The organism is Actinocorallia lasiicapitis (assembly GCF_054778695.1).
In genome coordinates, this window is record NZ_BAAGZI010000174.1 from 1 (window position 1) to 11,277 (window position 11,277).

An 11,277-nucleotide genomic window follows, 5' to 3' on the forward strand; every position below is an offset into this window, starting at 1 on the left:
CCGACGTGCCGGAGCTGCGGGGCCGGGCGGTGCGGCTGGCGGAGGCACGGGCCGCGGCCAGGGAAGAACTGGCCGAGACGCTGATCGCGCTGGGGCGCCATCCGGAGGCGGTGAGCTCGCTGCTGGAGGTCGTGGCGGCGGAACCGCTGCGCGAACACCCGCGCGGGCTGCTCATGCGGGCGCTCTACGGCGCGGGGCGGCAGGCCGAGGCGCTCGCCGTCTATGAAGAGGGACGGCGGCTGCTCGCCGACGAACTGGGCACCGATCCCTCGGCCGAGCTGGCCGAGATCCAGTTGCGGATCCTGCGGGGGGTCGCGGAGCCCGGCCGGGTCGAGGGCGTCGCCGTGGAAAGCGCGGCGGAGACCTCGCGGGGGAGGCTGCCCGCGCAGCTCACGAGTTTCGTGGGACGGGAAGAGGACGTCGGCCGGGTGGCCGCGCTGTCGGCGGAGGCGCGGCTGGTCACGCTGCTCGGGCCGGGCGGGGCCGGGAAGACCCGGCTGTCGGTCGAGGTCGGGCGCAGGCTCTCCGGCGAGATCGTGTTCGTGGATCTCGCGCCGGTGGCGGCGGGGGCGGGGGACGGGGCGCTCGCCCAGGCCGTCAACGGGGCGTTGGGGTTGCGGGAGGCGGGAGTGCTGCCGGGCGGGCAGCAGGCCGAGCCCGTCGAGCGGCTGACGATGGCGCTGTCCGGGCGCGAGATCACCCTGGTGCTGGACAACTGCGAGCACGTGATCGGCGGGGCGGCCGCGTTCACCGGGGGACTGCTCGCGGCCTGCCCCGGACTGCGGGTGATCGCCACCAGCCGGGAGGCGCTGGGGGTGACGGGGGAGCGGGTCTGGCCGGTGCGGCAGCTCGGTGTCCCCGAGGCGGACGACGTGGACGCCGTCGCGGCGCCCGCGGTGCGGTTGTTCGCGGACCGGGCGGCCGCGGTCGATCCGGGGTTCGTGGTCGACGCGGCGAATGTCGCGGCCGTCGTGCGGATCTGTTCGGCGCTGGACGGGCAGCCGCTGGCCATCGAACTGGCGGCGGCGCGGCTGCGGACCCTGACCGTCCAGGAGGTGGCCGACCGGCTCGGCGACAGGTTCCGGCTGCTGTCGCGCGGCGACCGCAGCAAGAGCCCGCGCCATCAGACGCTGCGGGCCGTCGTCGAATGGAGCTGGGGGCTGCTCGACGAGCAGGAGCAGACGCTGGCGCGGCGGCTGACCGTGTTCAACGGCGGGTTCCTCGCCCGATCGGCCGAATCCGTGTGCGACGCCGACGAGGACGTGCTGCTCGACCTGGCGGACAAGTCGCTGATCGTCCGAGGGGCGGACGGGCGGTTCCGGATGCTGGACACGATCGGCGCCTACTGCGCGGAACGGCTGGCGGACGCCGGGGAAGCGGAACGCCTGCGGCGTGCGCACGCCGAGCACTTTCTGGCCGTCGCCGCCGAGGCCGACGCGGGACTGCGGACCGCCGAGCAGGTCGGGCTGCTCGACCGGCTCGCCGCGGAAGGCGGCAACCTGTCCGCGGCACTGCGCTGGTCGATCGAGAACGACGAGGATCTGGCGCTCCGCTACGTCCAGACGCTGTCGGGTTTCTGGTGGTTGCGGGGCGAGCGGAGCGAGGCGGCCGAAGCCGCCAGGATCCTCCTGGACAAGACCGGAGGGTTTCCGAAACCGGGGCGGGAGGAGGAGTTCGTGGCGTGCGTCGCGAACCTCGCGCTCGGCAGCCAGCCCGCCGACGATCTACCGGAGTTGGTGGAGCGCGCGAACCTGCTGCTCAACGGGTTCCGGCGACGGCTGCGGCAGCCGTTCCTGCTCGCGATGTGGGCGCTCGCCGCGGGACCGCCGGACGGCTACGAGGGCGCCGAGGAGAACGACCTGCTGGACAGGCGGCGGCCGCAGTTCGAGGGCGAGCCGTGGGGCGAGGCGCTGATGCGGCTCGGCCTCGGCTTCATGCGGATGTTCACCGGCGCCCCGCAGGACGCCGCCGCACCGCTCAACGAGGCGCTGGCCGCGTTCTCCGCCCTGGGCGAGCGGTGGGGGATGACCCAGACCCAGGACGCCCTCGCCACCCTCGCCGAGATCACCGGTGATTTCGACACCGCGATCGACCTGCGGGAACGTGCCCTGGCGCTGCTGGAGGAGCTCGGCACCGCCACCGACACGGCCGAGATGCTGGTGCGCCGCGCCGACCTGCTGGCCCGCACCGGCCGCGTCACGGAGGCCCGCGCCGACTATGTCCGCGCCGGTGAGATCGCCCGCCGCTCCGGCGCGCAGGGCGTGACGGCCGACGTCTACCGGGGCCATGGCGATCTGGCCTTCCGTGACGGTGATCTCGCCGAAGCGGAAGCCCGCTACGTCCAGGCGATGGCGGCCTGCCCGCCCCGCTGGTACTCCGCCGAACTGATCGCCCGCTGCCATCTGGGCCTCGCCCGCGTCTTCCAGGCCCGCGGCGACGCCGACGCCGCCCGCCACTCCGCCCGCCAGGCCGCCGAAGCCGCCTCCCACCACTTCACCAAATCCCTCATCACCGAAGCCGCCCGCCTCCTCTCCACCCTCTAACCACGCCCCCCACCAGGTCGGGTGGGTCAGGTGGGGAGGCCGGCTCGGGTGGCGAGGATGCCGAGGGACTCGTGGAGGGCTTGGCGTTGGGGTGGGGTGAGGGCGGCGGACAGTTCGGTGTCGAGGTCGACGGCTTCGGCCATGCACGCGGCGAGGAGGGCGCGGCCCGTCTCGGTGAGGGTGAGGACCTGGCGGCGGCGGTCGTGCGGGTCGCGGACGCGTTCGATGGCGCCGACGTGCTCCAGATGGTCGGCGAGCGACACCACGAGGCTCGGCACGACCCCCAGCCGGACGGCCAGATCCTGCTGTGACGCGGCGGGCCCGGTGCTCAACGCGGTGAGCAGACCAGCGTGTTTCGGTTTGAGGCCGAGCCGTTCCAGACGCGCGGCATAGCGCTCCCCGACGATCGCGCCGAGCGCGCCGAGCCGGAACGACAGAGTCTCCGGCAGCGCCTTGACCTCATCCATGGAACGAATGGTAGCCCGCAGAAGATTCAGTCCATGAATGATTCGATCCCGCCCACGGCACGATGGCCCGCCCCGAGGGGAGTCGGGGCGGGTCGTGTGCCGGAACGGGTCGCGGTCGGGACGGGCCGGAGTCAGGCGGGCCGGAGCTAGACGGACTGCTTGACGGGAGCGGGCGTGGACGGCAGGTCGAGCTGGGACTGGAGACGGTCGGCCGTGCGCTGGTGGGACCAGCCGCGGAGGGCGAACGCCAGGCCGACGGCGGCGACGGCGGTGACGAGGCCCAGGGCCGGGTGGAAGGAGGACGGCAGGGTGCCGGGCTTCACCTCGGAGCCGCCGACGATCGCGGTCGTCGCGGCCAGGGTGACGGCGCCGCCGACCTGGAGGGAGGTCTGGAGGAGGCCGGAGGCCAGGCCCTGCTCGTTGTCGGCGACACCCATCGTGGCCTGGACGTTCAGGGAGGAGAAGGCCAGGGCGAAGCCGAGACCGATCAGGAGGGCCGTCGGCAGGATGACGGTCGCGAAGTCGGATTCGGAGCCCGCCCGCAGGAAGTTCGCGTAGCCGAGAGCGAACGCGACCATGCCGATCGCGATCAGACGGGACGGACCGTACTTGGTGATCAGCTTGCCCATGGTCGGTCCTGACGTCGCGACGATCAGGCCGGTGGGCAGCAGCGCCAGCGCCATCTGGAGCGGGCTCCACCCCAGGACGGTCTGCAGGTACAGCGCGACCACGAACTGGAAGGCGGCGTAGGCGCCGAACACCGTCATCGCCGTCAGGTTGGCCTGGACCAGCACCTTGCTCTTGAAGATGCCGAGCCGGACCAGCGGGTGGCGCAGCCGCTGCTCGGTGATGACGAAGGCGACGGCCAGCGCGATCACCAGGGCGAACGAGCCGAGCGTACGGAAGGTCAGCCAGCCGGCCTCGGGGGCGCTCACCACGGTGAAGACCAGCAGCAGCAGTGCCGCCGTGGAGGTCACCGCGCCCAGGACGTCATGACCGCCCTCGGCGCGCTCGCTCTTCGGGATGAACTTGATGCCCGCGATCAGCGCGGCCAGCGCGAGCGGCGCGGGCAGCAGGAACACCGCACGCCAGTCGAACTCCGACAGCACGCCGCCGAGGATCAGGCCGGAGGAGAAACCGGACGCGCCGAACACCGTGTAGATGCCGAGCGCACGGTTGCGCACCGGCCCTTCGGCGAAGGTGGTCGTCAAGATGGACAGCCCTGCGGGCGCGGTGAACGCCGCCGCCACTCCCTTGATGAAACGGGTGGCGATCAGCAGCGTGCCGTTGTCGACGAAGACGCTCAGCAGTGATGCCCCCGCGAACACCGCCAGCGCGATCAACAGGACACGGCGCCGGCCGAGCAGGTCGGCGGTGCGGCCGCCCAGCAGGAGCAGACCGCCGTAGCCGAGGACATAACCGCTGACGATCCACTGGAGCGTGGCGGTGGAGAGATCGAGGTCCTCCTGGATGGCGGGCAGGGCCACGCCGACCATGGAGATGTCGAGGCCGTCGAGGAACAGCACCGTGCAGAGGACGAGCAAAGTGCCCCAGAGGCGGGGCGTCCACCGGGCTTCCGCGGCGGAGGGGGTTGGGGAAGGGGACTGGGGGGACTCAGCGTCTGTAGCGGCCATGCGGACGAACTTACATGCACGCGCATTGGATGTGCAAGCATTAAATGCAGTTGCATTAGTTTCTTGCGCATGGTACCCTCGGGAATGTGAGCGAGGTAACAGAAGCGGTGGGCGCCTGGCGGGAGACCGCCCGGCAGGTCGCGAACGTCAGCTGCCGGCTGGAGAAGGCGCTGAGTGACGGCTTCGGTCTCGGCATGAGCGAGTTCGAGATCCTGGACCGCCTCGCCGAGTCGGAGGAGAGCTCGCTGCGGATGCACGAGCTCGGCTGCGCCGTCCATCTCACGCAGAGCGCCCTGTCCCGCGCCGTCGCCCGCTTGGAGAAAGAGGGCCTGGTCAAGCGCGAGATGTGCACGAACGACCGGCGCGTCGTCTATGTCGCTCTCACGCGTCCCGGCAAGTCCCGCTGGGAGATGGCCTGGCCCGTCCACCGCAAGGTCATCATCGAGACCTTCGGGTACGCCCACGCCCCGGCTCCCGCGTCCACCTGACCCACAACCCGTCCGTGTTCCACGACCCCGTGGCTGTCTCTTGACCAAGCGTATGCTTGGGAGGGTAGATTGCGGCGGAGGTCGGGCCGGGTGGTTCTGGTGATGGGTGGGTGAGGGCGTCATGGGGCGTACCGCGGACTATGTCGTGGTGGGGGCCGGGAGCAGCGGCTGCGTGGTGGCCAAGCGGCTGGCCGAGAGCGGGGCCAGCGTGGTGCTGCTGGAGGCCGGCGGGTCCGATCGGACGGCGCTGGTGCGCAAACCCGGGCTGATCGCCGTGTTCCACAACATCCCGCAGCTCAAGAAGAAGCTCGACTGGGGCTTCTCCAGCGCTCCGCAGGCCAACGCCCTGAACCGGCGGATCCCGCAGACGCGGGGGAAGGTGCTCGGCGGGTCCGGGTCGATCAACGGCATGGTGTTCGTGCGCGGGAACCGGAAGAACTACGACGACTGGGCGGCCGACGGCTGCACGGGGTGGTCGTACGAGGACGTCCTGCCCAGTTTCAGAAAGATGGAGAACTGGGAGGGCGGCGCGAACGATCTGCGGGGCGCGGGCGGCCCGATCCAGGTCACCAAGGCCAAGGACGTCACGCCCGCGACCGACGCGTTCATCGAGGCGCTCGCCGACACGGCCGGTGTGAAGAGGAACGACGACTACAACGGGGAGACGCAGGAGGGCGCGTCGCTGTTCCAGCAGTCGGCGCACGGAGGGCTGCGGTACAGCTCGTCCGTCGGCTACCTGGACGGCAACGAGCTGCCCGAGCTGGAGATCGTGCTGAACGTGACGGTCGCGAAGGTCGTCATCGACAAGGGCCGCGCCACCGGGGTCGAACTCACCGACGGCACGCGGATCACGGCGACCCGTGAGGTGATCCTCTCGGCGGGCGCGTTCGGGTCGGCGCAGCTCCTGATGCTGTCGGGCGTGGGGCCCGCCGCGCATCTGGCCGAGCACGGCATCGAGGTCGTCGCGGACCTGCCCGTCGGCGACAACCTGCACGATCACCTGTTCCTGCCGATGAGCTTCCTGATGAAGTCGGCGCGGAACAAGGGCACCGCGCCCTACTTCGCGCGCGGAGTGCTCAAGGAGACGCTGCGCGGCGACACCTGGGTGAGCCGCAGCGTGTTCGAGGGGGTCGGGTTCGTGCGCTCCCCGCAGGCCACGGACATCCCCGACCTGCAGATCCATGTCCTGCCGTGGGGCTATCCAGGACCCAACCAGGACGCCCCGATCCGCCACAAAGTGGACCCGCGTCCCAGCCTCACCCTGCTCGCCACACTCATCTATCCGAAGAGCAGGGGAACCCTCCGGCTCGCGAGCGCCGACCCCACCGCCGCGCCGGTCATCAACCCGAACTATCTCGCCGCCCCCGAGGACCGCAGGCTCCTCCTGGACGGCATGGAGCTGCTGCGCGCCACCATGGCGAGCCCGGCCATCAAGCCGGGTGTCGACGGAGAGCTTTCCCCCGGCCCGTCCTACCCGGACCGCGCCGCGCTCGAACCCGAGGTCCTCAACCGTGCGACGACCGTCTACCACCCGGTCGGGACGGTCCGGATGGGCGCCGCCGACGATCCGCGCGCCGTCGTCACCCCGTCCCTGAAGGTCAAGGGTGTCGACGGGCTGCGCGTCGTCGACTGTTCGATCATTCCGTCGATCACGGGCGGCAACACCAACGCCCCCGCCATGATGATCGGCGAACACGCCGCGTCCCTGATCCTCGACGGCTCCGGCACGCCTTAGGCGTGCTCGGCGGGGATCACGCCGAGGCGTCCGGCCTGGAAGTCGTCGAACGCCTGCTGGAGTTCGGCCATCGTGTTCATCACGAACGGCCCGTAGTGGGCGACGGGCTCGCCGATCGGCTGCCCGCCGAGCAGGACGACGTCCAGGTCGGGCGTGTGCCCGTCGGGCTTCGCGGTGGCCGAGAGGGTGATCGAGGAGCCCTTGCCGAAGACGGCGAGCTGCCCGGAGTCGATCGGCCGCTGGGCGGCGCCGACCGTGCCGCGCCCGGACAGGACGTAGGCGAGGGCGTTGAACTCGGGGTTCCACGGCAGGGTCACCGACGCGCCCGCGCTGATCGTCGCGTGGACCATGGTGATGGGCGTGTGGGTGGATCCGGGGCCGGTGTGCCCGCCCAGTTCACCGGCGATGACGCGCAGCAGCGCGCCGCCGTCGGCGGTGGTGAGCAGGGCGACCTTGTCGCGCTTGATGTCCTGGTAGCGCGGCGCGATCATCTTGTCGGCGGACGGCAGGTTGACCCAGAGCTGGAGCCCGTGGAACAGCCCGCCGGACAGGACGAGGTCCTCCGGCGGCGCCTCGATGTGCAGCAGTCCGGAGCCCGCGGTCATCCACTGGGTGTCCCCGGGGCCGATCTTGCCGCCGCCTCCGGCGCTGTCGTGGTGGTCGAACCGCCCGTCGATCAGATAGGTGACGGTCTCGAAGCCGCGGTGCGGGTGCCACGGGGTGCCCTTGGGCTCGCCGGGCGCGTACTCCACCTCGCCCATCTGGTCCATCATGATGAACGGGTCGAGGTGCCGGGTGTGGACGCCCGCGAACGCGCGCCGCACGGGGAAGCCTTCGCCTTCAAGCCCACTGGGAGCCGTAGTAACTCCGAGCACCTTGCGGGGCTCGTCGATCACGGGGTCGGGGGCGGCGACGCGGGGCAGGGCGAGGATGTTCTCGACGGTGACGGCGGCCATGACGTCCTCCTTGGGGCGAGGCTGCGGAACCTGATGCCCTCCATAATGCTTGAGAGCTCAAGTTTATTCCAGCCCGTCAGCCGAATCGCCGCGAAGCCCGGTCCAGCCCCCAGAGTCCGGCCCAGCCGAACAGCAGCCCCAGCGCGTAACCGGTGATCGTGTCGGTCGGCCAGTGGTAGCCGAGCAGCACGGTGGCCAGCGCCGCCAGCGCGGAGAGGCCGTAGGCCCACCACAGCGCGCGCCCCGGCCTCGACGGGAGCGCCAGCAGCCCCACCACCATGACCATGCAGGCGGCCGCCATCGCCGCATGTCCGGACGGATAGGACAACTTCCCCGGCACGTGCAGCGCGTCGAACCCGGCGTGCGGCGCGGGCCGTCCCAGCAGCATCTTGAAGGTCTGCACCGTGACGTTCAGCGCGACGATCCACACCCCGGTGACGACCAGGGGCCACCACCGCCGGAGCCGCCAGGCCGCCCAGCAGGCCGCGAGCCCGGCCAGCGAGCCGATCAGCCAGAACTGCCCGCCCATCACCACGACCCGCCAGAAGTCGTGCCACGGCCCGGGGCCCACCTCATAGCCGCCGGGCGGCAGCATGGACCGGCGGTCCCAGCGGGTCAGCGGCCCCGCGACCAGCACATCCCAAGTGACGATCACTACGACTGCGGCCAGTACCCAGGCCATGATCCGACGCACCACGCCTCCGATCATCTCGCGCGGGGCCCCGGTGACCGGCGCGACGCGCGTTCGAGCCGGTCGTCAGAGAGCGACCTCCCGGCCCAGCCTGGTACTCGCGATAAGGTCCGGCCGCTCCAGCGGCTCCCCGGCGTGCAGTGCAACGCTCCACTCCTCGACCGTCGCGACGGCCGCGAACAGCGCCTGCAGGCTGACCAGGGTCGACAGGTGCAGATCCAGCGCCGACCTCCAGCCCGCCCGGTTCGACATCGCGAGCGTTCCGGACGCGTCGGACAGCACCTCGACGGCGAGCCCGCGCTGCGACGCCTCCCGTGCCGTCGCGTCCACGCAGATGTTCGACATGTACCCGGTGAGGGTGAGCGTGTCGATGTCGTTGTCGGCCAGCCACCAGTCGAAGTCGGTGCCCGTGAAGCAGGACGCGTACGCCTTCTCCAGCAGTTTGTCGTACGGCCGTGCTGTGATCACCGGATGGAGTTGCCAGGCGTGGCCACCCCGTCCGAACAGCCGGAACTCCGGCTGGGCGCTGTGCTGGACGATCACCGTCGGGATGCCGGCGCGGCGCGCGTGGTCCATGGCCTCGGCGATCGCGACGAGGCTGTCGCCGGGCTCTGGGAAGCCGACGGGCAAGGAGCCTGAGATGTGCTCGTTCTGCACATCGATCACGATCAACGCCCGTTTCATCAGACCCCCGGCTAAATGAGAGAAAAATAGCGTTAACCTGAGCATGTCAGGAAAGGTGTGGCTAATGCAAGACGACTTGTCTTTGGAGCGGAAGCCCGGGAGCGTCCGGCCCGGCGGACGTACCGCGCGCACCCGGCGGCTCGTGCTGGAGGCCGCCCTCGCCGAGGTGGGCGAGCACGGCTACGCCGGCGTCAGCATCGAGCGGATCGCACGGCGGGCCGGGGTCGCCCCTTCGACGGTCTACCGGCGCTGGCGCACGATCGAGAACGTCATCCTCGACATCGCTGAAAAGATCACCAGCGAGCACATGGAGCCGGTCGAGTGCGACGACCTCGAGGGTGATCTGCGGCAGCTCGTCCGCGGGATAGTGGCCCTCTACCGAGTGCAGCTGCACCGTTCCTGGATGGACGTCATGGTGGCGTCCGCGGTCCGCGACGAACGGGCCAGGATCGCCCTTCACGAGACCCTGATGTCGCGGATCGCTGTGACCTCGACCATGGTCGAGCGGGCCGTCCTGCGCGGCGAGGTGCCGCCGGAGACCGACGCGTTCGAAGTGATCAGGATGGCGGCCGCGCCGCTCTACTACCGGATGTACATCACGTGCGAAGAGCTGACGGAGGAGATCGCCGACCGCTGCGCCGCGACCGCAGCGCTCGCCGCTCGTAGCGGACTGCTCGTCACGAAGGCCTGAACCCGTGGCAGAATGCGGCTGCCATGCCCAGAGCCCCGTTCCGTCTCGCGCGCGCGACCGCCTTCTCGGCCGTCTGCGTGGGTCTGACGCTGGCGGCGCACTGGCTGGCGTCCGGTGATCCGCTGACGCTGCGGACCGTCCTGGTGGCGTTCGGCGGGGTGTCGGCCTTCTCCTATCTTCTGGCGGGGGCGGAGCGTTCACTTCCGCTAATCTTCGGGGCGCTGCTCGGCGGGCAGTTCTCGCTGCACGTCTTCGTCGCGAACGCCGCGCACCACGACACGATCGAGGTCGGCGCGGGTCTTTCGCCCGGAATGTTCACCGCACACCTCGCGGCCGGGCTGGCCTCGGCCTGCTGGCTGCGGCGCGGCGAACGCGCGGCCTGGGCGCTGGCGCGGCTGCTGGTCAGACCGCTGCTCGTGCTGATCGGCGCGGTCCGGCTGCCCGTACCGCCGCGCGTGCTCCCCCCGCTTCCCGACGTTCCGGCCCGGCCGGTCGTCGCGTTCCTGCGGCACGTCCTAGTGCTGCGCGGCCCCCCTCGTTCCCTGGTGATCTGACGTCTCCGGCCCCCTCGCGGGCCGTCTTTTCCATGGAACGAACCAGGAGCTCTCTCATCATGTCTGTTTTCGTACGCCGGGCCGCAGCCCTGACCGCCGTCTCCGCGCTGGCCCTCGGGCTGGTCGCGGCCCCCGCGTCCGCCCATGTCACCGTCCAGCCCGGCACCGCCGAGCAGGGCTCGTGGTCGAAGGTGTCCTTCCGGGTGCCGAACGAGCGGCCCGACGCCTCCACCACCAAGATCGTCGTCGATCTGCCGCAGGACCACGCCGTCGCGTTCGTCTCGGTCAAGCCCGTCCCCGGCTGGACGGTCAAGGCGGACAAGACCAAGCTCGCCACCCCGATCAAGCGCGAGGACGGCGAGATCACCGAGGCCGTCACCCGGATCACCTGGTCCGGCGGGAAGATCGACCCCAACCAGTTCCAGGAGTTCGACGTCTCGCTCGGCCCGCTGCCGACCGACACCGACAAGCTGGTCTTCAAGGCCGACCAGACCTACTCCAACGGCGAGGTCGTGCACTGGAACGAGGAGCCGGCCGATGGCAAGGAGGCCGAGCACCCGGCGCCCGTCCTCAAGCTGACCCCGTCGACCGGTGACGCCCACGGCGCGGCGGCCGCGGCCACTCCGGTCGCCGCCGCCACGACGACGTCCGAGTCGGATGCGGCCGCGCGCCTGCTCGGCGGGCTCGGCCTGGCCGCCGGGCTGGTCGGCCTGGTCCTGGGCGTGATCGCCTTCCGCCGCAAGAGCGCATGATCAAGCGGTTCTGCCTGGCCGTCGCGGCCGCCCTGCTCGCAGTGGCGGCCGCGGCGGGCCCCGGCGCCGCCCACGCCCAATT

At 71.0% G+C, this 11,277-nt stretch carries 11 protein-coding genes; 6 read left to right on the forward strand and 5 right to left on the reverse strand.

Annotated elements, in window-relative coordinates; translation table 11 throughout:
- A partial coding sequence (locus tag ACYVE7_RS19375; protein ID WP_460366358.1) for an ATP-binding protein occupies positions 1–2,543 on the forward strand: 2,543 nt, incomplete at its 5' end.
- Between the two features lie 26 nt (positions 2,544–2,569).
- On the opposite strand, the gene ACYVE7_RS19380 is transcribed toward ACYVE7_RS19375, so the two are convergent.
- Together ACYVE7_RS19380 and ACYVE7_RS19385 are read right to left on the reverse strand one after the other, a co-directional pair.
- Positions 2,570–3,010: a MarR family winged helix-turn-helix transcriptional regulator gene (locus ACYVE7_RS19380; RefSeq protein ID WP_460366359.1), complete on the reverse strand. Its 441-nt coding sequence runs from the start codon at positions 3,008–3,010 to the stop codon at positions 2,570–2,572.
- A gap of 146 nt (positions 3,011–3,156) precedes the next feature.
- On the reverse strand, positions 3,157–4,644 hold the full coding sequence (locus ACYVE7_RS19385; protein WP_460366360.1) for an MFS transporter: 1,488 nt from the start codon (positions 4,642–4,644) through the stop codon (positions 3,157–3,159).
- Between the two features lie 86 nt (positions 4,645–4,730).
- Here ACYVE7_RS19385 and ACYVE7_RS19390 point away from each other — a divergent pair, with 86 nt between their 5' ends.
- A complete protein-coding gene (locus ACYVE7_RS19390; RefSeq protein ID WP_460366361.1) occupies positions 4,731–5,132 on the forward strand; it encodes a MarR family transcriptional regulator in 402 nt (133 codons plus the stop codon).
- A gap of 121 nt (positions 5,133–5,253) precedes the next feature.
- Complete coding sequence (locus tag ACYVE7_RS19395; RefSeq protein ID WP_460366362.1) at positions 5,254–6,867, forward strand: GMC family oxidoreductase; 1,614 nt, start codon at positions 5,254–5,256, stop codon at positions 6,865–6,867.
- Here ACYVE7_RS19395 and ACYVE7_RS19400 read toward each other — a convergent pair.
- The 3 genes from ACYVE7_RS19400 to ACYVE7_RS19410 all read right to left on the reverse strand — a co-directional run bounded on the left by ACYVE7_RS19400 (position 6,864) and on the right by ACYVE7_RS19410 (position 9,198).
- The gene (locus ACYVE7_RS19400) at positions 6,864–7,823 is read right to left on the reverse strand and encodes a pirin family protein (RefSeq protein ID WP_460366363.1); all 960 of its coding nucleotides are present in this window, start codon (positions 7,821–7,823) and stop codon (positions 6,864–6,866) included. The two genes, ACYVE7_RS19395 and ACYVE7_RS19400, sit on opposite strands and share 4 nt — an antisense overlap.
- A gap of 76 nt (positions 7,824–7,899) precedes the next feature.
- Complete coding sequence (locus ACYVE7_RS19405; protein ID WP_460366364.1) at positions 7,900–8,520, reverse strand: phosphatase PAP2 family protein; 621 nt, start codon at positions 8,518–8,520, stop codon at positions 7,900–7,902.
- Between the two features lie 60 nt (positions 8,521–8,580).
- A complete protein-coding gene (locus ACYVE7_RS19410) occupies positions 8,581–9,198 on the reverse strand; it encodes a cysteine hydrolase family protein (protein ID WP_460366365.1) in 618 nt (205 codons plus the stop codon).
- Between the two features lie 64 nt (positions 9,199–9,262).
- Here ACYVE7_RS19410 and ACYVE7_RS19415 point away from each other — a divergent pair, with 64 nt between their 5' ends.
- Genes ACYVE7_RS19415 through ACYVE7_RS19425 form a run of 3 tightly spaced genes read left to right on the forward strand, consistent with a single transcriptional unit; the run spans position 9,263 to position 11,195 of the window.
- Complete coding sequence (locus tag ACYVE7_RS19415; RefSeq protein ID WP_460366366.1) at positions 9,263–9,889, forward strand: TetR/AcrR family transcriptional regulator; 627 nt, start codon at positions 9,263–9,265, stop codon at positions 9,887–9,889.
- Between the two features lie 23 nt (positions 9,890–9,912).
- Complete coding sequence (locus ACYVE7_RS19420) at positions 9,913–10,443, forward strand: hypothetical protein (RefSeq protein ID WP_460366367.1); 531 nt, start codon at positions 9,913–9,915, stop codon at positions 10,441–10,443.
- 59 nt (positions 10,444–10,502) lie between these two features.
- Positions 10,503–11,195 carry a YcnI family copper-binding membrane protein gene (locus ACYVE7_RS19425; RefSeq protein ID WP_460366368.1) on the forward strand — a complete coding sequence of 231 codons (693 nt, stop codon included), beginning with the start codon at positions 10,503–10,505 and terminating at the stop codon, positions 11,193–11,195.
- The last annotated feature ends 82 nt before the right edge of the window (positions 11,196–11,277 follow it).